The sequence below is a fragment of the Oceanicola sp. S124 genome (assembly GCF_000220565.1).
Taxonomy (GTDB): Bacteria; Pseudomonadota; Alphaproteobacteria; order Rhodobacterales; family Rhodobacteraceae; genus Pseudooceanicola.
This window is the reverse complement of record NZ_AFPM01000159.1, coordinates 1-23,731: the sequence shown is the minus strand read 5'-3', so window position 1 is coordinate 23,731 and position 23,731 is coordinate 1. Positions and strand designations below refer to the sequence as shown.

The 23,731-nt window shown below is 66.6% G+C and carries 15 protein-coding genes; 4 read left to right on the top strand and 11 right to left on the bottom strand.

The window, feature by feature from the left end:
- Positions 1-105: 105 nt before the first annotated feature.
- From OS124_RS0110955 to betI, 11 genes are all read right to left on the bottom strand, one after another.
- Entirely contained in the window at positions 106-1,053 is a 948-nt protein-coding gene (locus OS124_RS0110955; protein ID WP_010139644.1) for a LysR family transcriptional regulator, read from the bottom strand.
- 73 nt (positions 1,054-1,126) lie between these two features.
- On the bottom strand, positions 1,127-2,551 hold the full coding sequence (locus tag OS124_RS0110950; RefSeq protein ID WP_010139643.1) for an FAD-binding oxidoreductase: 1,425 nt from the start codon (positions 2,549-2,551) through the stop codon (positions 1,127-1,129).
- 3 nt (positions 2,552-2,554) lie between these two features.
- Entirely contained in the window at positions 2,555-4,798 is a 2,244-nt protein-coding gene (gene ptsP, locus OS124_RS0110945; RefSeq protein WP_010139642.1) for a phosphoenolpyruvate--protein phosphotransferase, read from the bottom strand.
- 1,169 nt (positions 4,799-5,967) lie between these two features.
- The gene (locus OS124_RS0110940) at positions 5,968-7,203 is read right to left on the bottom strand and encodes an aspartate kinase (protein WP_010139641.1); all 1,236 of its coding nucleotides are present in this window, start codon (positions 7,201-7,203) and stop codon (positions 5,968-5,970) included.
- A gap of 104 nt (positions 7,204-7,307) precedes the next feature.
- The gene (locus tag OS124_RS0110935) at positions 7,308-7,952 is read right to left on the bottom strand and encodes an SDR family oxidoreductase (RefSeq protein WP_010139640.1); all 645 of its coding nucleotides are present in this window, start codon (positions 7,950-7,952) and stop codon (positions 7,308-7,310) included.
- 175 nt (positions 7,953-8,127) lie between these two features.
- On the bottom strand, positions 8,128-8,565 hold the full coding sequence (locus OS124_RS0110930) for a DUF1178 family protein (RefSeq protein WP_010139639.1): 438 nt from the start codon (positions 8,563-8,565) through the stop codon (positions 8,128-8,130).
- 92 nt (positions 8,566-8,657) lie between these two features.
- Positions 8,658-9,176 carry an NUDIX hydrolase gene (locus OS124_RS0110925; RefSeq protein ID WP_010139638.1) on the bottom strand — a complete coding sequence of 173 codons (519 nt, stop codon included), beginning with the start codon at positions 9,174-9,176 and terminating at the stop codon, positions 8,658-8,660.
- A gap of 265 nt (positions 9,177-9,441) precedes the next feature.
- Complete coding sequence (gene betA / locus OS124_RS0110920; RefSeq protein ID WP_010139637.1) at positions 9,442-11,103, bottom strand: choline dehydrogenase; 1,662 nt, start codon at positions 11,101-11,103, stop codon at positions 9,442-9,444.
- A gap of 10 nt (positions 11,104-11,113) precedes the next feature.
- Positions 11,114-12,568, bottom strand: a complete 1,455-nt coding sequence (gene betB / locus OS124_RS0110915; protein ID WP_010139636.1) for a betaine-aldehyde dehydrogenase — start codon at positions 12,566-12,568, stop codon at positions 11,114-11,116.
- Between the two features lie 2 nt (positions 12,569-12,570).
- Positions 12,571-14,112 (bottom strand): choline-sulfatase, encoded by a 1,542-nt coding sequence (betC, locus tag OS124_RS0110910; RefSeq protein ID WP_010139635.1) that lies wholly within the window; start codon positions 14,110-14,112, stop codon positions 12,571-12,573.
- Complete coding sequence (gene betI / locus OS124_RS0110905; protein WP_010139633.1) at positions 14,105-14,695, bottom strand: transcriptional regulator BetI; 591 nt, start codon at positions 14,693-14,695, stop codon at positions 14,105-14,107. The genes betC and betI overlap by 8 nt, the downstream gene beginning before the upstream one ends.
- Before the next feature lie 106 nt (positions 14,696-14,801).
- Here betI and choX point away from each other — a divergent pair, with 106 nt between their 5' ends.
- From choX to OS124_RS0110885, 4 genes are all read left to right on the top strand, one after another.
- Entirely contained in the window at positions 14,802-15,725 is a 924-nt protein-coding gene (gene choX / locus OS124_RS0110900) for a choline ABC transporter substrate-binding protein (RefSeq protein ID WP_010139632.1), read from the top strand.
- A gap of 75 nt (positions 15,726-15,800) precedes the next feature.
- Positions 15,801-16,637 carry a choline ABC transporter permease subunit gene (choW, locus tag OS124_RS0110895; RefSeq protein WP_010139631.1) on the top strand — a complete coding sequence of 279 codons (837 nt, stop codon included), beginning with the start codon at positions 15,801-15,803 and terminating at the stop codon, positions 16,635-16,637.
- The gene (gene choV, locus OS124_RS0110890) at positions 16,634-17,692 is read left to right on the top strand and encodes a choline ABC transporter ATP-binding protein (RefSeq protein WP_010139629.1); all 1,059 of its coding nucleotides are present in this window, start codon (positions 16,634-16,636) and stop codon (positions 17,690-17,692) included. Before choW ends, choV begins: the two co-directional genes overlap by 4 nt.
- Before the next feature lie 372 nt (positions 17,693-18,064).
- A partial coding sequence (locus OS124_RS0110885; RefSeq protein ID WP_010139627.1) for a type I polyketide synthase occupies positions 18,065-23,731 on the top strand: 5,667 nt, incomplete at its 3' end.

The window sequence follows — 23,731 nt, the reverse complement described above, 5'->3', positions numbered from 1 at the left end:
CTTGAGTCGTCAACTTGAAGGGACCCTAGGGGGCGCAAAGGTTAACGGGCAATTTACTTCTCAGGCTATCGCGTTGACAGAAATGGTAACAGGTAGCGGGGAAGATCAGTCCAGCGGGCTCGCCACGCCCTTGCCCAGACGGCGTTGCACGAGGCTGAGCAGCCGGTTGGCGGCGGCGGGCATCACCCGGTCGCGGGGGCAGAGAATGTGATAGGGCTCGATGGCAATGGGCCGGATCGTGTCCAGCAGCACCAGGTTTGCCTCGTAGGGCGGCGAGAACAGCAGGTCCGCGACCTCCTGGGTGATCACGGCGATGACGTCTGACTGGCGCAGCAGCGACATGATGGCCACCACCGAGGCGGTCTTGATCAGGTTCGCCGGCATATCGGTGCCCTCTTCATGGAAGGCGATTTCCAGCGCGTGGCGGATCGGCGCGCCGCGGTCCTGCACCGTCCAGAGCTGGTCGCGCAGATCGGCGAGCGAGAGCTGCCCGGCGCTGGCCAGCGGATGGCCGGCGCGCACCATCAGCAGCACCTCCTCGTCATGGGCCGGTCGGATGTCGAGATCGCGGGAATAGTCGTGCGGTCCGACGCGGGACAGGGTGAAGTCGTACTCTCCGCGTTCCAGCCCGCGCATCAGCAGTGCCGAGGACGAGACATCGAGCGAGACATCGACCCCCGGCGCACCCTCCTTCAGCTCGAGCACCGCGGGGATCACCACGGCCAGCGCCGCGCCCGTCACCGCCCCGACCCGGACCGAGCCGCCGGTGCCCTCGACATGCTCGGACAGGTCCTGCGCCATGCGGTCGATGTCATGGGCCAGCTTGCGGGCATGGGCGACCAGCACCTGCCCCATGGGGGTCGCCACCATACCTTTGGGGGTGCGCTCGAAGATCTCGAGACCGGTGTTTTCCTCGATATCCGCCAGCATGCGCGAGGCGGCGGGGGTGGACATGCCGCAAAGATCGGCGGCCAGCCGCAGCTTGCCCTGCTGCGCGATGGCGGCCAGCAGGCGCAGCTGCACCGGTCGCAGGGAACGAAGGTAGAGGGTCACGGGCGGCTCCTGACAGTGCTGGGCGCAGACTCGCCCGCAGGGCGGCGGCTGGCAAGCCCCCGGGGGATTGCCGTCAGTCTTCGGCGCGCAACACCGCGCCGGGGTTCATGATGCCCATGGGGTCGAACAACCGCTTGATGCCGCGCATCAGCTCCAGCTTCACCGGGTCGCCGTAGCGTTCCAGATCGGCGACCTTCAGGCGCCCGACGCCGTGTTCCGCCGAGAAGCTGCCGCCGTATTGCGCCACGAGGTCGTGGATCATCGCCATCACCGGCGCCTTGGCCGAGAGGTGATCGGCCCGCGCCTCGCCCTCGGGCGGGAAGACGTTGTAATGCAGGTTGCCGTCGCCGAGGTGGCCGAAGCAATTGAGGCGATAGGGCCCCATCCCGGCCAGCTTCGCGCGCCCCTCGTCGATGAACTCGGGCAGGGCCGAGAGCGGCAGCGAGATATCATGCGAGGAGATCGCCCCGATGGCGCGGTTGGCTTCGGGGATCGCCTCGCGCAGCTGCCAGAGGCCATCCGCCTGCGCCTCGGACTGGGCGATGATGCCATCGCTGACCAGCGCGTCCTCGAAGGCGGCGGCGAAGATGTCTTCCATCATCGCGGCTGCATCGGTGCTGCCGAAGAGGCCGATCTCGATCAGCACCATCCAGTCGGGGGCCGGATCGAAGGGGCGGCGGATGTCGGGCAGGGTGGCCTCGATGAACGTCAGCCCCACGCCCGAGATCAGCTCGAAGGCGGTGATCTGTTCGCCCGCGTGGCGGCGTGCCAGCGACAAGAGGCGCAGCGCGGCGGCGGGCGAGGGGGTGACCAGCAGAGCCGTGGCGCGCCGGGTCGGGCGGGGGAACAGCTTCATCGCCGCGCCGGTGATCACGCCGAGAGTGCCCTCGGCGCCGATCATCAGGTCGCGCAGGTCATAGCCGGTGTTGTCCTTGCGCAGGCGCGTCAGCGTGTTCATCACCCGGCCATCCGGCAAGGCGACCTCCAGCCCAAGGCACAGCTCTCGCGTGGTGCCGTAGCGCAGCACGTTGGCGCCGCCCGCATTGGTCGAGAGGCTGCCACCGATCCGCGCCGTGCCCTGCGCCCCGAAGCTGAGCGGGAACAGCCGGTCCTGCGCGGCCGCCGCCTGCTGGATCGCCTCGACCGGCACGCCGGCATCGACGGTGATCACGTTTTCCTCGGGCAGGATCTGTCGGATGCGGGTCATCCGTTCCAGTGAGAGCACCAGCGGGGCGGGCCCCTCGGGCATCACCTGCCCGGCGACCAGACCGGTGCCCCCGCCGTAGGGCACCACCGGCACGCGGGCCTCGTTCGCCATGGCCAGAACCCGGGCGACCTCTTCGGTGCTGCCCGGCGCCACCACCAGCCCGACCTGTCCGCGATAGCTGCCGCGCAGCTCGCGGCCATAGGGCTCGGTATCGTCGCGGAAGGCGGCGGCGGGCAGGAGGCCACGCAGACGGTCGGTCAGCGCGGCATCGACAGAGGTCAGGTCGGTCATTCTTCAGCTCATGTTGCGCAGGTGGTCCAGCACGGCGCGGCGCACGCTCTGCTCGCCGTTCTCGGCCGCGTCCTCGATCACCTGCCGCACCGCGCCCAGATCGACGCGCAGCAGCAGCGACTTCACCGGCCCGATCGAGGCGGGCCGCATCGAGAGGGCGCGCAGGCCCATGGCGGCAAGGCAGACGGCTTCCAGCGGACGGCCCGCATCCTCGCCGCAGAAGGACAAGGGCGTGCCGGTCTCTTCGCAGCGTTCGACGATGCGTTGCAGGAAGGTCAGGAACGAGACGTTCAGCGTGTCGTAGCGCCGCCGCACCCGCTCGTTCTCGCGGTCGGCGGCGAAGAAGAACTGCTTCAGGTCGTTGCCGCCGATCGACAGGAACTGCACCTCTTCGAAGAAGCGCTTGGGCGCGAAGGCAAGACTGGGGGTTTCCAGCATGGCGCCGATTTCCAGGCTCTCGGGCAGGGCATGGCCGAGGATGCGCTCGCGCTCAAGCGCCTTGTCCATCTCGGCCCGGGCGGCGCGGTACTCGTCGTATTGCGCCACGAAGGGGAACATCACCGTCAGCGGGCGCCCGTTGGCGGCGCGCAGCAGCGCCTGAAGCTGCATCCGCATGACGCCGGGCTTGTCGAGGCCAACCCGGATCGCCCGCCAGCCGAGGGCCGGGTTCGGCTCATCCGCCGGCTTCATGTAGCTCAGCACCTTGTCCGAGCCGATGTCGAGGGTGCGGAACACCACCCGCTTGCCGCCCGCGCTGTCCAGCACCCGCGAGTAGATCGCCGACAGCTCCGAGCGGGTCGGCATCTTGTTGCGGATTAGGAACTGCAACTCGGTGCGGAACAGGCCAACGCCCTCGGCGCCCGAGCTTTCCAGGCTGGGCAGGTCGGCCATCAGCCCGGCGTTCATGGTCAGCGAGATGCGGGTGCCGCATTGGGTCACCGTCTCGGTGTCGCGGATCGAGGCGTAGCGTTCCTGCGCCTTGGCCTGCATGGCGATCTTGTCGCGGAAGGCGGTGACGACGGTATCCTCGGGGCGCAGGTGCACCACGCCCTGATCGCCATCGACCATGATGTGATCGCCGTTCAGCGCCTCGTTGGTCACCTCGGGGGCATGGATCACCAGCGGGATCGCCAGCGCGCGGGCGACCACGGCGGCATGGGACCCGACAGAGCCCTGTTCCAGCACGATGCCCCGCAGCGCGCGGCCATAGTCCAGCAGTTCAGCCGGGCCGATGTTGCGCGCCACCAGGATCGGGTCGGCGGGCATCTCGGCGCCGGTTTCCTTGCCCTGCCCGGTGAGGATCCGCAGCAGCCGGTTGGAGAGGTCGTCGAGATCGTGCAGACGTTCGCGCAGGTACTGGTCCGAGGCCTGCGACAGCCGCAGCCGCGCCTGGGTCTGTTCCTTCTCGACCGCCGCCTCGGCAGAGAGGCCGCGCTGGATGTCCGCTTCCATGCGCCGCATCCAGCCCTTGGAATTGGCGAACATCCGGTAGGCTTCCAGCACCTGCAGCTGCTCGGCATCGCCACTGGCGGCACCGGCCAGCATCTGGTCGACCGAGACGCGCAGCTGCTCCACCGCCTCGTTCAGGCGCTGGCTTTCGCGCACCGGATCGTCGGCGATGGGGTTGGTGATGACCACACGCGGCTCGTGCAGCCAGACATGGCCCTCGGCGCTGCCCTCCTGTCCGGAGGTGCCGCGGAACAGGCGCGGCTTGGTGTGGCGCGCCGACAGGGCGGCCTCGTCGCCGACGAAGGCGCCCAGCTCGGCCATCTCGGCCAGCACCATGGCGACCACTTCCAGCGCGTAGATTTCCTCGTCGTTGTACTTGCGTGCGGCCTTGGACTGCACGACCAGCACGCCCAGGGTCTCGCCCAGGCGCTGGATGGGCACCCCGGAGAAGGCCGAGTAGATCTCCTCGCCGGTTTCCGGCATGTAGCGGAAACCCTGTTCCTTCGGGGCGTCGGCAGTGTTGACGATCTTGCCGGTGCGGGCGACGCGACCGACAAGGCCTTCGCCAAGGCGCATCCGGGTCTGGTGCACCGCCTCGGGCTTCAGGCCCTCGGTGGCGCAGAGTTCCAGCGTCTCGGGGTCGCGGAACAGGTAGACCGAGCACACGTCGGTCGACATCGAGTCGGCGATCAGCCGGGTGATCCGGTCAAGTCGCGCCTGTCCATGGCCGTCTTCGGCCATGACCTCGCGCAGACGGCCAAGCATCCTGCGGCTGTCGGTCTGAAATTCTTCGGCCATGCCCTGAAAGGTCCCTTCCCTGGGGTCGGGGCGAATAGATCACAGTGGGCGGAGAAGCAAAACACCTTTTAGGGTCGCACCTTTGGACAGGGGGCGGCGGACTGCCGAAGGGGCAGTCCGGTGCCGGCTCTGCGCCCCCGTGCTGCCTGATCCGAGAGCATCTCTGCCACCCGAGGAACAGAGCGTGAAGCGGTCCGATGGCACCCGCGCCAGGCGGGCCGGGCTGGCAGGTCCGCACCTGCTGCGACGCCGCGAGACGCTGTCGCTGCGGGGGACGGCAGCCGTCACATCCACGTGGCCGAAAGCGGCTGCCTCAGGCGCTGGCACACTGACGACGGTCGCGACACCCCTGTGCAGTTCTGCCGCCCGAAGAGATCACGCGCCTCGCTGGAGAGCTTCCGGCATCGCTCTCCCGGCCTCTTCGGTCTCGCGGCGATCCGCGGGTCGCAGGTGAGGGAGGGAACACCAGGGGGAAAGCGCCGCGGCTGCTCTGCCGGCCGGTCTGCGGCGCGGCCGTGGTCGGCGCCCTGCTTCTGGGCGCCTTCTGGAAGATCGGCATTGCGAACCGGCGCTGGATCAACCTTGCCAGGGTGCAATTCGGCACTCCGAGACACTCGTCGGCTGGCGTCAGGGGGTGTAGCGGCGGGCAGCGGCGCTCTGAACGCCACTCTGGGGAGGCACGTGGAAGAAGCTAGACAGACCCATGTCTGCCATGCCCTGACTCGAGGGGCGGCGGGCCGCTAAAGCATTCCCACCTGATCGAAGCGTGCAGTTGAGGGCGCAGGGAGGGGGCTCTGCCGCCTCCTGAGCCCTCGCGGGCGCAATTCACCCCCGGAGTACTTGCGGCCTGGTGATGATGCTTGAAGCGCACTTCGAGGCGGCCTCGTTCTCCGTGAAGGGCGTGGCACGCTCGCACTGGGCAAGCAGGGGGGCTTTCCGGGCAGCATCCCGCCGCATCACCAGGCTGAAAATACTCCCGCCGAAGGCATCGGCCGTCAGGCCGACCCGGTGAGCGCACCTGCTTTCGGCGGGATCAGGGCCAGGTAACCGGGGCTCCCGCTTCGATCCGGGGGAGGCGGCAGGCCAAAGGAAAAGGGCGAACCCGCTGGTTCGCCCTCTCGCACTCACTGTCGGTCAGTCCGGGGAGGTTGCCTCCCGAGTCCTTCGCTTCAGGCCTTTTCCAGCTCGAAGGCGTCATGCAGGGCCTGCACGGCCAGCTCCATGTACTTGCGTTCGATCAGCACCGAGATCTTGATCTCGGAGGTGGCGATGACCTTGATGTTGATACCCTCGTCCGAGAGCACCTTGAACATCTTGGCAGCCACGCCCGACTGCGAGCGCATGCCGATGCCGACCGCCGAGACCTTGCAGACCTCGGTGTCCACGGTCAGCTCGTCGAAGCCGATGGTGCCGGCGGTCCGGGCATCGTTCAGCGCCTTCTCGGCGCGCTTCACCTGGTCGATCGGGCAGGAGAAGGTCATGTCCGTCACGCCCTCTTCCGAGACGTTCTGGATGATCATGTCGACGTTGACGCCGGCTTCCGACAGCGGCCCGAAGATCGAGGCGGCCACGCCAGGCTTGTCGACGATGGTGACCAGGGTCATCTTCGCCTCTTCGCGCGAGGCGGCGATCCCGTTGACGACGTTGGATTCCATGATGTCCTCCTCGGCACAGATCAGGGTGCCGGCTGTGTCGGATTGTTCCTCGAAGCTCGACAGAACGCGCAGCTTCACATTGTAGCGCATGGCCAGTTCGACCGAACGGGTCTGCAGGACCTTGGCGCCCAGCGAGGCCAGCTCCAGCATCTCCTCGAAGGCGATCTTTTCCAGCTTGCGCGCCTTGGGGCAGATCCGGGGATCGGTGGTATAGACCCCGTCCACGTCGGTGTAGATGTCGCAGCGCTCGGCGTCGAAGGCGGCGGCGAAGGCCACGGCGGTGGTGTCGCTGCCACCGCGTCCCAGGGTGGTGATGCGGCCCTCGGGGCTGATGCCCTGGAAGCCGGCGACCACGGCCACCTTCATGCCTTCGGCGAACTTGGTCATGATGTTCTCGGGCGGGATCTCCTCGATCCGCGCCTGGCCATGGGCCGAGTTGGTCTTCAGCGGCACCTGCCAGCCCTGCCAGGACCGCGCGGGGATATCCATCTCCTGCAGGGTCAGGGCCATCAGGCCGGCGGTGACGTTTTCACCCGACGAGACGACGGCGTCGTATTCGCGCGCGTCGTACATGGGAGAGGTCTCGCCGACCCAGCCGACCAGTTCGTTGGTCTTGCCGGACATGGCCGAGACGATGACGATCACATCATAGCCCTTGGCCACCTCCACGCCGACCCTCTTGGCGGCGCGGCGGATGCGGTCGAGATTGGCGACGGAAGTCCCGCCGAATTTCATTACGAGAACAGGCATGCCGGTCCTTGACCCCGTCCTTGGAGAATTGTCCGCGTGGTTTACGCATGGATTGCGCAGGGCGCAAGGCGGATCGACGCGTCAAACCCCTGCTGTTGCTGACCTCAGAAGGGCACCACGGTGCCGTCGTAACTCTCGAAGCAGCCGGTGGTCGTGACCGAGAGGTTTTCCATCCGCGAGATCAGCCCGCTGGCCGAGGTCTGCACGTCGATGTCGGCGCCTTCTCCGCCCATGTCGGTCTTCACCCAGCCAGGGTGATAGGCACCCACGGCAATGCCCTCGGCGGCCAGGTCGGTGGCGAGGTTGCGCGCCAGGTTCACCGCCGCGGCCTTCGAGGCGCGATAGATGTAGGAGCCGCCCGGGGCGCGCTGCTGGCTGCCCATGGCCGAGGCGATCACGGCGATCTTCGCGCCGCTGGCCGCGCGCAACTGCGGCAGCAGCGCCTGCACGGTCAGGAAGGGTCCGGCCACGTTGACCTGCATCTGCCGCGCCCAGGTGTCGGCCCCGAAACCGGTCTCCAGTGCCTGGCCCTTGTCGAGGTAGAGGCCCGCATTGCAGATCAGCAGGTCGACGGGGCTCGCGGTGGACGCCGCGAAGGCGGCAAGCTGCGCCGGGTCCGTCACGTCGAGGGTTTGCAGACCGTTTCCGCCTGCCGTCGAGGTGCCGGTGACCTGCGCGCCCTGCGCCTCGAATTGCCGTTTCAACTCTGCGCCGATACCCCGGCTGGCCCCGGTGATCACGATATGCATGCGATGTCTCCTCTGTTGCGGCAGGCTTAGCCAAGGGCCGGGCAGGGGGCAAGCGCGACGGCTGCCCCCGGCACCTCCAGTGCTTCCGCCGGAGTCGTTTCAGCCCTCGGATATGGGAAAGGGGCCCGGCTCCAGTCCGAGGCCTGAAATACTGCCGCCGGAAGCGGCCCGGCGGTCAGTTCGCCTTGCGGCCGGGGGTGAAGGGCAGGGGCAGCACCGGGACGCCTTCTTCCAGCAGGGCGCGTGCCTCTTCGGGTTTGGCCTCGCCGTAGATCGGGCGGCCGGGCTTGGCGCCTTCATGGATGGCGCGTGCCTCACGGGCGAAGTTGCCGCCGACATAGGTGGCGTTCTCTTCCACCTTGCGGCGCAGCTCGGCCAGAGCGGCTTCGGCCTCGTTGCGCGGCGCGCGCAGGGTGCTTTCGGCTGCGGGCACCGGGGCCGCAGTGCGCGAGGGGCGCACGCGCGGCGCCATCAGCGCCTTCTCGACCTCGGTGCTGCCGCAGGTCGGGCAGGCGACATGCCCCGCCAACCGCAGGCTGTCGAAGGCGGCAGAAGACTGGAACCAGCTGTCGAAGCCGTGGCCCCGAGCACATTTGAGGTCGAAATGGATCATCGCGTCACTAAGATTGAGTGATCCCGTAGAGATAAGCCCTGTCGCGGCGGATGCAAGCTTGCCCCTGCCACCGGGGCGTGCTCGGGCGGGGCTCAGAGCTTCAGTGCGGCGGGGTCGAAACCGGCGAGCAGGCGCGCCAGTTCGGGTTCGAGCACCTGGCGGGCGGCCTTCTTGCGCGAGAACCACTTGCGCTTGCGTTCGCCCGCCTCGGGGTATTCCGCCTTCAGCAGCGCCACGCGCACCGGGTAGATGATGCCGATGCACGACAGTTCCTCGCCCGAAGCGAGCTGCTTGCGGTAGGGCACGAGGCCGAGCGGCGTCTCGGAAACGCGGCCGATCACGCCGGCTTCCTCGTAGGCTTCGCGCAGGGCGGCCTGCCCGGGGCTGCGGTGCTTCATCGGCCAGCCCTTGGGCAGGATCCAGCGCTTGGTCCCGCGCGAGGTGATCAGCAGGATCTGCGGCTTGTCCTTGATCATGCGGTAGCAAAGTGCGGCATATTGCGTCTGCAGAACCTGACCCGCAGGATCGCTCGCGCCGGCGGCCTGCAACAGGGGGGCTGCCGGCGCCGGGGCGCCGGGAAGACGGAACTGGATCTGGTCCTGCGTCGTCAAGGGGCCTGCCTGTCTCTGCCTGGTCTACGGCGGCTGCCGTTGTGCTGGTTGCGTGCCCCTGTATCGACGTGGGCATCGGCACGGGGCCGGACGCCGGGCGGGACATTCTGCTTATCGGACTTGTGTGAAGTCTCTATGAAGATAGGGCGGGCTGTACACAGGTAAATGGTCGGAGGCGGCGCTTCGGGGCGCCGTCAGCCTGTCTTTTCACCGCCTGCGCCCCGGGATGCGCCCGCAGATGCCCCGGGACGGGGCGGTTGAGCCCTCAGCGGTCGCTGACCTGCCAGCGCGGGTTGATCCAGGGACGGGCATTGTCCTTCGGCAGCGGCGTGCGGCCCAGGATATGGTCGCTGGCCTTCTCGCCGACCATGATCGAGGGCGCATTGAGGTTGCCGTTGGTGATGCGTGGGAAGATCGAGCTGTCGGCGAGGCGCAGCCCCTCGACTCCGATCACCCGGCATTCGGGATCGACCACCGCCCCGGGATCGTCGGCGCGGCCCATGCGGGCGGTGCCGCAGGGATGGTAGGCGCTTTCGGCATGCTCGCGGATGTGCTGGTCCAGCTCCTCGTCGCTCTGCATGTGGCTGCCGGGCAGGATCTCCTTGCCGCGATAGGGATCGAAGGCCGCCTGGTCGAAGATCTCCCGGGTCAGGCGGATGCAGTGGCGGAAGTCCTCCCAGTCGCTTGCGGCGGACATGTAGTTGAAGAAGATCCGCGGCGCGTCGCGCGGGTCGGCCGACTTCAAGGTCACCGCGCCCCGGCTCTCCGAGCGCATCGGCCCGATATGGGCCTGGAAGCCATGGCCCTCTGCCGCCGCCTGGCCGTCGTAGCGCACGGCAATGGGCAGGAAGTGGTACTGGATGTCGGGATAGTCGACGCCGGGTTTCGAGCGCAGGAAGGCGGCGCTTTCGAACTGGTTAGAGGCGCCGAGGCCCTTCTTGGTCAGCAACCATTGCGCCCCGGCGATGGCCTTGCCCCAGAGGTTCCAGTGCTTGTAGAGAGTGATCGGCTGGGTGCTGGCCTGCTGGATGTAGAGCTCGAGGTGGTCCTGCAGGTTCTGGCCGACGCCGGGGCGGTCGGCCACGACCTCGATCCCGTGTTCCTTCAGATGTGCCGCCGGGCCCACGCCCGAAAGCATCAGGATCTTCGGAGAGTTGATCGAGGAGGCGGCGATGACCACCTCGCGCCGGGCCTTCACCACCTCGATCCTGCCGCCGCGTTCGATCTCGACACCCGTTGCGCGGCCGTTCTCGATCACCACGCGGCGGGCGAAACAGCGGATCATCCGCAGATTGTCACGCTTCAGCGCGGGCTTGAGGTAGGCATTTGCCGTGGACCAGCGGCGGCCCTTCCAGACCGTCTGCTCCATCGGGCCGAAGCCTTCCTGTTTCTCGCCGTTGTAGTCCTCGGTCAGCTCGAAGCCGGCCTGCCGGCCGGCCTCGACAAAGGCATGGAAGAGAGGGTTTTCGCGCGGGCCCCGGCTGACATGCAGCGGGCCGTCGGTGCCGCGCCAGTCCGGGTCGCCGCCATGGCCACCGTCGTGCCAGTTCTCGGCGCGCTTGAAGTAGGGCAGCACGTCGGCATAGGACCAGCCGGTCGCGCCCTGTTCGTCCCAGTGGTCGAAGTCGCGCGCATGGCCGCGCACGTAGACCATGCCGTTGATCGAAGACGAGCCGCCCACGACCTTGCCGCGCGGCGTCACCAGCTGCCGTCCGCCCAGGCCCGGTTCGGGCTCCGACATGAAGCCCCAGTCGTAGCGCTTCATGTTCATCGGGTAGGACAGCGCGGCGGGCATCTGGATGAAGGGCCCGGCGTCGGTGCCGCCGAACTCCAGCACCAGCACCCTGTGCTTGCCGTCCTCGGAGAGGCGCGCGGCCATGACCGCCCCCGCCGAGCCCGATCCTATGATGACGTAATCCGCTTCCATCAGCGTGTCCTCAGAAGGCCGAGGCCACGTCACCCATGGCGACGTAGACGGACTTGACCTGGCTGTAGTGCTCGATCGCGGCGCGCGCGTTCTCGCGGCCCACGCCCGACATCTTGACGCCGCCGAAGGGGGCCTCGACCGGGGTCAGGTTGTATTCGTTGATCCAGCAGGTGCCGGCCTGAAGCTGCGCCACGACGCGATGCGCGCGGGTGAAGTCCTTGGTGAACAGCCCGGCGGCCAGGCCGAACTCGGTGTCATTGGCGCGGGCCACGACTTCCTCTTCGCTGCCGAAGGTCAGGATCGACAGCACCGGGCCGAAGATCTCTTCACGCGCGATGCGCATCTCGTCGGTGACATTGCCGAAGATCGTGGGCTCGATGTAGAAGCCCGCGCCCTCGGGGGCATGGCCGCCAAGCAGCAGCTCGGCGCCCTCGGCCTTGCCGATCTCGATGTATTCCAGCACCTTCCGGCGCTGCACGTCGGTGATCATCGGGCCGATCTGGGTCTCGGGGTCCAGCGGGTCACCGATGATGGCCTTGCGGGTGCGTTCCAGCAGGCGTTCGGTGAATTCATCCACGATGGCCTCGTGCACGAAGACTCGGGTGCCGTTCGAGCAGATCTGCCCGGTGGAATAGAAATTGCCGTTGATCGCCGCCGAGACGGCGTTTTCGATATCCGCGTCCTCGAAGATGATCAGGGGGGATTTGCCGCCCAGCTCCATCGTGACGTGGCGCATGCCTTCGGCGGCGGCGGCATAGACCTTCTGCCCCGTCGGCACCGACCCGGTGAGAGAGACCTTGGCCACGCGCGCATCCGTCACCATCGAGGCGGCCGCATCGCCATAGCCGTTGACCACGTTGAACAGGCCCGCCGGCGCGCCGGCCTCGATGAAGATCTCGGCCAGCTTCAGGGCGCAGAGAGGGGTGACCTCGGAGGGCTTGAAGACCATGGCATTGCCGCAGGCCAGCGCGGGCGCGGCCTTCCAGCAGGCGATCTGCGTGGGGTAGTTCCAGGCGCCGATGCCCAGGCAGACGCCAAGCGGTTCGCGGATCGTGTAGACGAAATCGCCGCCCAGGGGGACGGTCTCGCCGGTGAGGGTGGCTGTGAGGCCGCCGTAGTATTCCAGCGCCTCTGCGCCCGAGGCGGCATCGGCCACCAGGGTTTCCTGGATCGGCTTGCCGGTGTCGATGCTCTCAAGCTCTGAAAGCTCTTCGTTGCGCTCGCGCAGGATGGCGGCGACACGCGACAGCACGCGGCCACGGGCGACCGGGGGCAGGGCGGCCCATTCCTTCTGCGCACGTGCGGCCGAGGCCAGGGCCTGTTCGACCACGGCGGGGGTGGCGGCATGCAGCGTGGCGACGGTCTCGCCGGTGGCGGCGTAGACGCAGGGGATCTCGCGGCCCGCGGTGTCTTCGACGTAAGAGCCGTCGATGAAATGGCTGCCCTTGGGCTGGACGTTCTTCATGGTCATTCTCCGCGGGGGTAACGCTGGTTTTCCTCCAGCACGTTCAGGTCCATGTGGTTGCGCATGTAGCGTTCCGAGGCCTTCTGCAGCGGCTCGAAGTCCCAGGGGAAATAGTCGCCGTTGCGCAGGGCCTCGTAGACGATCAGGCGGCGGGCCTGGCTTTCGCGCACCTCGGCGTCATAGGCGGCCAGATCCCAGTAGCCCTCGAACATCTTTGCAAACTGCTGTTCGACGGTTTGCAAAGCAGGGTCACCGGCGCGGTTCACCAGCTCTGCCGGATCCTCCGCGAGGTTGAAAAGCTGCGGCGGATCCAGCTCGCAGCGGATGTATTTCCAGTCGCCCATGCGCAGCCCGACGAGGGGCGCAGAAGAGGCCTCGGCGGCGTATTCCATCCGTACCGGCGTCTCGCGCTGCCCGCCCTGACCGAGCGGGACAAGGCTTTCGCCATCGGTCCAGGGCATGATCTCGGACAGGTCGATGCCGGCCAGATCGGCCAGCGTCGGGGTCACGTCGATGGTGGAAACCGGCGTCTTGACCAGCCCCGGCGCCATCTGCGGCGCGGCGATCATCAAAGGCACGCGCGAGGCGCCTTCGAAGAAGGTCATCTTGAACCACAGCCCCTTCTCGCCCAGCATGTCGCCATGATCCGAGACGAAGAGCACGATGGTGTCCTCGGCCTGACGGGTGTTCTCGAGCGCTTCCAGGATCTCGCCGATCTTGTCGTCGAGGTAGGAGATATTGGCGAAGTAGGCCTGCCGCGACCGGCGGATGTCCTCTTCGGTGATGTCGAAACTGCGCCAGTCGTTGGCGTCGAAGATCCGCTTGGAGTGATTGTCCAGCGCGTCGTAGGGCAGGGCGGGAGTGTCGGGCAGCAGGTGCTCGCAATCCTCGTAGAGATCCCAGTATTTCTTGCGCGCCACGTAGGGGTCGTGGGGATGGGTGAAGGAGACGGTCATCATCCAGGGGCGGTCATCCAGGCGGCGGCCCAGATGGCGCACCTTGGCGGTGGCCTGGAAGGCGACCTCGTCGTCGTATTCCATCTGGTTGCTGATCTCGGCGACACCGGCGCCCGTGACCGAGCCCATGTTGTGATACCACCAGTCGATCCGCTCTCCCGGTTTGCGGTAGTCCGGGGTCCAGCCGAAATCGGCGGGGTAGATGTCGGTGGTCAGGCGCTTCTCGAAGCCGTGCAGCTGGTCGGGGCCGACGAAATGCATCTTGCCCGACAGGTAGGTCTGGTAGCCGGCGCGGCGCAGGTGGTGGGCATAGGTCGGAATGTCGCTGCCGAACTCGGCGGCATTGTCATAGACCCTGGTGCGGCGCGGCAGCTGGCCCGACATGTAGGCGGCGCGACCGGGCGCGCAGAGCGGCGAGCCGGTATAGCTGTTGGCAAACCGGGTCGAGCGCTCGGCCAGCGCCTTCAGGTTGGGCGCATGCAGCCAGTCGGCGGGTCCGTCCGGGAACAGCGTCCCGTTCAGCTGGTCGACCATGAGAATCAGGATATTGGGGCGTTTCGCGCCGGGGGTTGCCGCGCCATCAGTCACGGGCTTTCCTTTCGAGCCAGAGGGTCAGGTAGTCGGCGATGATCGCCTTGATCGTCACCCGCCCGGGCACCTGATCCTGCAGGGCTGAGCGGATGTAGAAGCCGTCGATGAGGGCGGCGATTCCCTGGGCGACCTCGATCGCGGTCGCCTCGGGGAAGATTTTCCTTAGGTCATGCAAAAGATTTGTCTGCAGCCTGCGCGCATAGACGTTCAGCAGCCTGCGGGTCTCGGCAGAGTGCAGGGCGCGGACATAGAAATTCAGCCATGCGGCGACGATCTCGCGCTCGAACTGGTTGGAATCGAAAGAGGAGTCGGTGATGACCCTTATCCGCTCAAGCGGCGTGCGCGCATTTTTCAGACCCCTCAGCACCGTCTCGCCGTATATTCGCATCACGTGACGCATGGTCGCGAGAAAGATCTGTTCCTTTGATCCGAAGTAGTGATGTGCCAGCGCAGAGGACATGCCAGCCCGTTTCGCGATCTGGCTCACGGTCACGTCGAGGGTGCCCGCATGGCCGATCTCGGCTATGCAGGCCTCGATGAGCGCCTGTTTTCGCACCGGTTCCATCCCGATCTTCGGCATCTCGCTTGCCCTCGCGTCTGGGTGCTTTACTTTTCGAACTAGTTGCTTTTTGATTAACTCATCAATCAAGAAAAGCGCAACCCCAAGTCCAACGGAAGGAAACGACATGACCCGTTTCAACATGATGATGACCGCTGCTTCGGCACTTGCCCTCTCGACCGGCGTTGCCCTGGCCGACTGTGGCGAGGTCAGCTTCTCGGATGTCGGCTGGACCGACATCACCACTACGACCTCGGCCACCAAGCAGGTGCTGGAAGCCCTCGGCTACGACGTCGACGTGAAGGTGCTGTCGGTGCCGGTGACCTTCAAGTCGCTGGAAAGCGATGACGTGGATGTCTTCCTGGGCAACTGGATGCCGGCGCAGAATGGCGCCATCAGCCCCTATCTCGAGTCCGGCGAGATCGAGACCGTGGCCACCAACCTGGAGGGCACCAAGTACACCCTCGCCGTGCCCGCCTACACCTACGAGAAGGGCCTGCAGTCCTACGCCGACATCGCCAAGTTCGCCGACGAGCTGGACGAGAAGATCTACGGCATCGAGCCGGGCAACGAGGGCAACGCCTACCTGGTCTCGCTGACCGAAGAGAACACCCACGGCCTCGAGGGCTTCGAGGTTGTCGAAAGCTCCGAGCAGGGCATGTTGTCGATGGTGCGCCGCGCCGTCGACAAGGAAGAGGACATCGTCTTCCTGGGCTGGGAGCCCCACCCGATGAACGCCAATTTCGAGCTGAAGTACCTGCCCGGCGGCGAGGACTTCTTCGGCGGCGAAGGCACCGTGCACACGGTGACCCGCAAGGGCTTTGCCGAAGAGTGCCCGAACCTGGGCACCTTCCTCGGCAACCTCAAGTTCACCCTGCCGATGGAAAACGAGATCATGGGCAAGATCCTCGACGATGGCGAGGACGCCGATGACGCCACCATGGCGTGGATGAAGGCCAACGGCGACGTGGTGCTGTCCTGGCTGGATGGCGTGACCACGGTCGACGGCGCCGACGGTGCCGCCGCGGTCAAGGACGCCTTCGGCCTCTGATCCAGATACGGAAGGCCCGGTCCCCGCGACCGGGCCTTTTCGTAAGGCCCCCACTATCCGTAAAGGAGGTCCGCCTTGGAGTGGCTGACAGACAACAAGATCCCCGTAGGGGACTGGGCCAGTGATTTCTTCGACTGGCTGAGGGACAATTTCGAGGGCGTCGTCGATGTTCTCGCCAATGGCGCCGAGAACCTGATCGACGGGCTTCTCTGGTTGCTTCAGGAACCGCCCGAGCTGGTGGTCATCGCCGCCTTCGTCCTGCTGACCTGGGTGCTGCAACGCAGCTGGAAGACCTGCCTCTTCGTGGCGCTCGGCTTTCTCTTCATCCTCAACCAGGACTACTGGGAAGAGACCACCGAAAGCCTGACGCTGGTCATCTCTTCCTGTATCGTCTGCATGGCCATCGGGGTGCCGATAGGCATCTGGGCCGCGCATCGGCCGGGGGTCTATGCCTTCCTGCAACCCGTGCTGGACCTGATGCAGACCCTGCCGACCTTCGTCTACCTGATCCCGGCCATCGTCTTCTTCGGCATCGGCATGGTGCCGGGCCTGATCGCCACGGTGATCTTCGTCGTGCCGGCGCCGATCCGGCTGACCTACCTCGGGGTCTCCTCGACGCCGAAGCCGCTGCTGGAAGCCAGCCAGGCCTTCGGTGGCACCAAGTGGCAGACCCTGACCAAGGTCGAGCTGCCCTATGCCCTGCCGCAGATCATGGCCGGCCTGAACCAGACCATCATGCTGTCGCTGTCCATGGTCGTCGTCGCTGCGCTGGTCGGTGCGGACGGTCTTGGCGTGCCGGTGGTGCGGGCGCTGAACCAGGTCAACACCTCGCTGGGCTTCGAAAGCGGCTTCGTCATCGTCGTTGTCGCCATCATCCTTGATCGCATGCTTCGCATCGGAGGCCGCAAATGAGCGAGGAACAGAACCGCGCCGCCGTCGAGTTCGACAAAGTCTCGATCGTCTTCGGCGACCACCCCGGCAAGGCCCTGCCGATGATGGACGAGGGGCGCGACCGTTCCGAGATCCAGAAGGCCACCGGGCAGGTGCTGGGCGTCCACGATTGCTCTCTCACCGTGCAGCAGGGCGAAATCCTGGTGCTGATGGGCCTCTCCGGCTCGGGCAAGTCGACCCTGCTGCGGGCGGTCAACGGGCTGAACCCCGTCGCCCGGGGCGAAGTCCGGGTGCATGCGGGCGGCTGGAGCTGCTCTCCGACCAACTGCAGCAAGGACGACCTGCTGAAGCTGCGCCGCGAGAGCGTGGCCATGGTCTTTCAGCAGTTCGGCCTGCTGCCCTGGCGCAACGTGCTGGACAACGTGGCGCTGGGGCTCGAGCTGTCGGGCCTGTCGCGCAAGGAGCGCGACGAGAGGGCACGCGCCCAGCTGGACCTCGTCGGCCTGACCGACTGGGCCCAGAACAAGGTGGGTGAGCTGTCGGGCGGCATGCAGCAGCGTGTCGGCCTGGCCCGTGCCTTTGCCACCGAAGCGCCGATCCTGCTGATGGACGAGCCCTTCAGCGCGCTTGACCCGCTGATCCGCACCCGTTTGCAGGACGAGTTGCTGGAGCTGCAGCAGAAGCTGAAGCGCACCATCATCTTCGTCAGCCACGACCTCGACGAGGCCTTCAAGCTGGGCAACCGGATCGCCATCATGGAAGGCGGGCGCATCGTGCAATGCGGCTCTCCGCAAGAGATCATCGCCAGGCCGGCGAATGACTACGTGGATGATTTCGTCACCCACATGAACCCGCTGAACGTGTTGCTGGCCGCCGATGTCATGTCACCGAAGGCCGCAGGGGCCGCCGACACCCATGTCTCGCCCGAGACGCCCGTGGGCGACGTGATCCGCGTTCTGAACGGCAGCGCCGAGGTGGTCGGGGTCCGCAACGAGGCCGGCGAGGCCCTGGGTTCTATCACCAACCAGGACATCATCTCGGCCCTGCATGCCAAGGCGCCGTCCTCGGAGGGCTGATCCGGGAGAACTTGCTCGAAGCGGCCCGACGGATGCGTTCCGCCGGGCCGTTTTCGTTTTCTCGGGCTTGTAGGCAGCGCGCTTGTGGGCGGGGGGCTGACCTGCGGGCCTGCTGGGTGAGACTCGGCCAACTGAAACCACTTGGGGCGCGTCGCGGTCCCGGCAAGGCCGCGGCCGTCGAAAGCTGCGTCGAGATGAGCAACCATAGGTTGAAACTTGCATACCGGACGCCACACCTGCCATCGGATCCTTCCGCGGGCCTGTGGAAAACCCCTCATTCTATTGACTATTCAGAACCGTTTGTTCGAAAGCTCACAACAGTGACTGTTTCAGTGTTTTGTACTGTTTTTTTGCATCCCAAGAGGACTATCCATGAAGCGCTCTGTCCCGGCCGCTGAAAAAAATCACTTTTCCAATGCCCTGGCCATTGTCGGCATGGCTTGTCGTCTTCCCGGCGGAAACGAGACACCGGATGACTACTGGCAGTTCCTGCTGGATCGAAAGAGCGGCATTCGCGAAGTCCCGGAAGATCGCTGGAATGTAGACAATTTCTACAACGAGAACCCGGACGGGATCGCCACCGCGACGACCAAGTGGGCCGGGTTCCTCGACGATATTCGCGGCTTCGATGCCAAGTTCTTCGGGATTTCCCCGCGCGAGGCGGCGGCAATGGATCCGCAGCAGCGCCTGCTTCTGCAATGTACCTACGAGGCGCTGCAGGATACGCAGCGCCCGGCGTCGGACTACGCAAAGGGCAAGACGGGGGTCTTCGTCGGGATTTCCCAGTCCGATTACCGCACCATCCAGGAGTTGCGCCCGACCAACCCCGAGAATTTCGCCGGCACCGGCTATGCGCTCTGCATCAATGCCAACCGGATCTCGCACCGGCTGAACCTGAAGGGGCCATCCTACGCGGTCGACACCGCCTGTTCGTCCTCGCTGGTGGCGCTGAACCAGGCCGTGCAGAACCTGGCCTCGGGCGCCTGTGACGTGGCGGTGGTTGCCGGCGTCAACGTGCTGGCGCATCCCTCGTCCTTCATCGCCTTCTCGCGCGCGGGGATGCTGTCCTCGACCGGGCAGATCTCGACCTTCGACAACCGCGCCAACGGCTTCGTGCGTGGCGAGGCGGCGGGTGTCGTGGTGATCAAGCCCTACCACAAGGCGCTGGAAGACGGAGACCGCATCCACGCCCTGATCCATGCCTCGGCCTGCAACCAGGACGGCTATACCTCGACCATCACGGCGCCGGCGCAGGACAGCCAGATCGCCATGCTTGAAGACCTCTTCACCCAGTCCGGCGTCGCCAAGGACAGCATCGGCTACGTCGAGGCCCATGGCACCGGCACCCCCGTCGGCGACCCCATCGAGGCGGGCGCCATCGGCACGGTGATCGGCCAGCACAACGCCGAACGTCCGGTCTGGATCGGCTCGGGCAAGGCCAACGTCGGCCATGCCGAGGCCGCTGCCGGGATCTCGGGCCTGATCAAGGCCGTGCTTGCCGTGCGCAACGGGATCGTGCCGCCGAACGTCAATTTCGACAAGCCGAACCCCAACATCCCCTTCGATGCGCTGAACCTGAAGGTCCCGACCGAGGCGCAGAGCTTCCCCGAGGCCGGCGGATTGCGCTACGCGGTGGTCAATTCCTTTGGCTTCGGCGGTACCAATGCCTCGGCGCTGATCTCGTCGGTGCCGGAACAGGCCGCCGTGCCCGTCCTGGCCGCGCGGCCCAGGGGGGACCAGGACTTCCCCTATTTCTTCCCGCTCTCCGCCCCCAGCCAGGAGGCGATCCTGGCCAATGCCGCCGATCTGCTGGCCCTGCTGAAGGACGAGAACAGCGCCCTGTCGCAGCTCTCGCTGGCCGAGCTGTCGGCGGCGCTTGGCAAGGACCGCGCCCATCTGACGTACCGCACCATGCTTCTGGCCCGCACCTGCGACGAGCTGCTGCAGGCGCTCGAGCTGCTGGTCGAGAACGACGAAGAGGCGCTGGCAGACGCCAGGAGCATCGTCACCGGCCAGGCCCGCACCGAGACCTCGCTGTGCTTCGTCTTTGCCGGGCAGGGCAGCCAGTGGTGGGCCATGGGTCGCCAGTTCATGGAGCATTCGCCCGTCTTCCGCGACGCGGTCGAAGCCTATGACGCGCATTTCAGGAAGGTCGCCGGCTGGTCTCTGGTGGACGAGCTGCTGGCCGACGAGGCCAATTCGCGCATCGACGATACCGCCGTGACGCAGCCTGCGCTCTTTGCCATCCAGGCGGGCCTCGGCGCCCTCTGGGAAAGCTTCGGCATCAAGCCCGACATGGTGGTGGGCCACTCGATCGGGGAAAGCGCGGCCTCTTACATCGCGGGTGGTCTGACGCTTGAGGGCGCGGCCAGCTTCCTCAGCAAGCGCGGCGTGGTGCGCGACCAGCTGGGCCAGAAGGGTGCCATGGCCGCCGTCGGCCTCGCCCCCGAGGATATCGAGCCGCTGCTGCCGCCGAAGATCAACATCGCTGCCGTCAACGGGCCGGGATCGACCACGATCTCGGGCGATTACGACACGCTGCATGCCTTCGTGGAAGACTTCCAGGAGAGCCAGCCCGATACCTTCATCCGCATCCTGAAGGTCGATACCGCCTGGCACTCCTACCAGCTGGAAGCGGGCGAAGAGTGGTTCCGCCGCGAGGTGAAAGAGGTGTCCTGGCGGGTGCCGCATATCCCCTTCATCTCGACCGTGACCGGCAAGCCGGAAACGAAGTTCGACCTGGAATATGCCTGGCTGAACCTGCGCCGTCCGGTGATGTTCCAGCAGGGGATCGAGACCGCCCTGAGCCTGGGCGCCACGACCTTCGTCGAGCTGGGGCCGCATTCGACCCTGATGGGGCCGACCAGGTCGACCGCGCTGGAAGCGGGGGCCAAGGTCGATGTCTTCCAGTCGCTGTCGCGCAAGGAGGCCGATTTCGACATCTTTGCCCGCACGGCCGCACAGCTCTTCGTGTCGGGCTATGCGCTGGACTGGGACACCCTGACCGGCGGTGCCGAGGCCCCCGCGGCCCTGCCGCGCAACCACTGGATGCAGGAAAGCCTGTGGCAGGACAGCGAGGAAAGCCGCCTGCAGCTCTATGGCCCGCGCCGCCATCCCTTCCTGGGCCGCAAGTCAGCCGATGCGGGCAATGCCTGGTGGATGGAACTGAACACCAAGGCCTGGCCCTTCCTGAAGGATCACCGCCTGCAATCGGAAACGCTGTTCCCCGGCGCCGGTTACCTGGAAACCATGGTGGCCCTCGGCGTCGAGATCTATGGCGACAAGCCGCTGGAGCTGTCGGACACGATCATCCACGAGGCGCTGTTCATCGAGGAAGATCAGGACATGCTGATCTCGGTCGCCTGGTCGCCGGACCGCAAGCGCGGCAAGCTGTTCTCGCGGCCGCGCGACAGCAGGGATGACTGGGTGCTGCGCTCGGAGGGCAAGCTGCGGATCAACGATGTGCCGGCGCCTGCGGACCGGCCCTTCGATCCGGCCTCCACGGCGCTGGAAGAGGTCGATGCGGCCCATGTCTATGACGTGGACAGCAGCATGGGCTTCGTGAACTACGGCCCCGCCTTCCAGGTGATCGAACAGATCTGGGTGGGCGAGAACGAGGCCGTCGCCCGCATCAAGGCGCCTGCCGCGATCCGGGGCCAGACCGATATCTTCTACATCCACCCGGCGCTGCTGGATGGCTGCCTGCAGATGTGCGACCCGCGCATCTCGGCCGCCACGATCCGCACGCCGCGCAAGGCCGGTGACCTGGCCTACCTGCCGGTCGGCGCCCGCCGCATGCGCTTCTACGGTCGTCTGCCGGAAGAGATCATCGCCCATGCGCATCGCGCCGAGAACCCCGTCACGGGCGAGATCGAGGCGCATTTCACCGTCACTGACCTGGACGGCAAGGTGTTGTTCCAGGCCGAGGGGCTGATGACCCAGGCGGTGCCGACCAAGGCTGCTGCCGAGGACAGCGACGAGGTGACCCCGAACTTCGTCGAACAGGGCCTCTCCGAGATCCGCGATGAACCGGCGCTGGTCGAAGCGGCCCTCGGCACCTGGCTGGTGCTGGCCGACACTGGGGCGGACGTGGCTCCGCTGGTTGCCGAGATGCAGGCCCTTGGCGCCACCCCCGCCGTGCTGACCCGGGAGAAGCTGGGCGACGAGCTGGTGCAGGCGGTCGAGGACCAGTTCGGCGAGGCGCTTGAGCAGGCGCAGGTGAAGGGCATCCTCTTCGCCGCCGCGCTCGGCGCCGCCGATGCCTCGCCCGAGGCCGCGCCCGCCGATCTCTATGCCTCGATCGAGCGCAACGTGATGGACCTGATCACCCTGGGCGACCTGATGGACTTCCACCGCACGAACGAGGTGGCCCTGCCGCGCATCGCGGTGCTGACCTCGGGCGCCTATCCCGATCCGGTGACCGGCCTGACCGGCCCCGCCGGGCTGACCCAGACGCCCGTTTCGGCGCTTGGCCGGGTGCTGGCCACCGAGACGCCGGAATACCACGTACGGATGTTCGACCACGATGGCTCGGACGCCGCGCAGCTGGCCCTGCGCCTGCTCTCGGACACGCCCGAGACCGAGACGGTGATCCGCGAGGGCAAGACCTACGGCGCCCGTCTCTTCGCCCGTGACAGGGCGGACTTCGAGCCGAAGCTGGTCGATGTCCCCGCCAGCGACGAGACGGTCAACTTCCACGCCACCATGCGCTCGGCCGGGGTCATCGACGACCTGGGCCTGTGGGCGCTGCCGCTGGACGCGCTGTCTGACGACGCGGTGCGCGTGCGCGTCTCTGCCGTCGGCATGAACTTCCGCGATGTCATGGCCGTGACCGGCCTGCTGCCGGAAGAGGCAGAGCCCGATCCCGCCTGGCAGCACCTCGGCCTGGAATTCGGCGCCGTGGTCCATGCGGTCGGCAAGAACGTCACCGGCCTGAAACCCGGCGACCGGGTGATGGGCATGGGCCGCCGCTGCCTGCAGCGCTTCATGGACGTGGACCCCCGCGCCCTGACCGTGCTGCCCGAGCATATCAGTCTGGAAGAGGCGGCCACGATCCCCTCGGCCTTCGCCACGGCCCATTACGCGCTGAACCGCGTCGGCCGGATGCGCAAGGGCGAGAAGGTCTTCATCCACGTCGCCACCGGCGGTGTCGGCATGGCCGGCATCCAGCTTTGCCACGACGTGGGGACCGAGATCTTCGCCACCGCAGGCAGCCCCGCCAAACGAGAGCTTCTGGCCGAGCTGGGTGCAAAGCACATCATGGACAGCCGCAGCCTGAAGTTCGCCGACGATGTCGAGCGGATCACCGAAGGGCGCGGCGTAGACGTGCTGCTGAACTCGTTGCCCGGGGAATACATCACCAAGGGTCTGGATATCGTCGCGCCCTATGGCCGCTATCTGGAGATCGGCAAGGTCGATGTCTACGCCGACAGTGCCATCGGCATGAAGGCCCTGCGCAAGAACGTCTCGTTCTCCTGCCTCGACCTTGCGGCCATGGGCCAGGAACGCCCCGAGCTGCTGGCCGAGCTGATGCAGGAAGTGGTCGAGATGTTCGCCGAGCGCCGCCTGAAGCCGCTGCCGGTGACCTCCTTCCCGATCAGCCGGATCGGTGATGCGGTCCGCTACATGTCGCAGGCGCGGCACGTGGGCAAGGTCGTGGTCTCGCTGGAAGAGCCTTCATTCAAGATCCGCCGCGACATCTCGCGCCCGGTGGCGCTGTCGGCGGATGCCTCCTACCTGATCACCGGCGGCACCAAGGGCTTTGGCCTGACCATCGCCGACTGGATGAGCCGCGCCGGCGCGGGCAAGCTGGTGCTGACCTCGCGCGGGGGCGCCTTCCTGAAAGAGGACATGGACCGCGTGAAGGCGATGCAGGCGCGCGGCACGCTCGTCGAGGCGCTGGCGCTGGACGTCACCTCGGAAGCCGAGATGGAGGCCTATGTCGGCGCCGCCACCGCCGACGCCACCCACCCGCTCGCGCGGCGTGGTCCATGGCGCGGCGGTGAGTCAGGACGGCTTCCTGAACCAGCTGACGCCCGA

Coding starts and splice junctions, on each gene's coding strand:
- OS124_RS0110935 (WP_010139640.1), bottom strand. CDS start 7,952: ATGCATATCGTGATCACCGGGGCCAGCCGGGGTATCGGCGCAGAGTTG.
- OS124_RS0110940 (WP_010139641.1), bottom strand. CDS start 7,203: ATGCCTGTTCTCGTAATGAAATTCGGCGGGACTTCCGTCGCCAATCTC.
- betA (WP_010139637.1), bottom strand. CDS start 11,103: ATGGAAGCGGATTACGTCATCATAGGATCGGGCTCGGCGGGGGCGGTC.
- OS124_RS0110930 (WP_010139639.1), bottom strand. CDS start 8,565: ATGATCCATTTCGACCTCAAATGTGCTCGGGGCCACGGCTTCGACAGC.
- choX (WP_010139632.1), top strand. CDS start 14,802: ATGACCCGTTTCAACATGATGATGACCGCTGCTTCGGCACTTGCCCTC.
- betB (WP_010139636.1), bottom strand. CDS start 12,568: ATGAAGAACGTCCAGCCCAAGGGCAGCCATTTCATCGACGGCTCTTAC.
- ptsP (WP_010139642.1), bottom strand. CDS start 4,798: ATGGCCGAAGAATTTCAGACCGACAGCCGCAGGATGCTTGGCCGTCTG.
- choV (WP_010139629.1), top strand. CDS start 16,634: ATGAGCGAGGAACAGAACCGCGCCGCCGTCGAGTTCGACAAAGTCTCG.
- OS124_RS0110950 (WP_010139643.1), bottom strand. CDS start 2,551: ATGACCGACCTGACCTCTGTCGATGCCGCGCTGACCGACCGTCTGCGT.
- betI (WP_010139633.1), bottom strand. CDS start 14,695: ATGCCGAAGATCGGGATGGAACCGGTGCGAAAACAGGCGCTCATCGAG.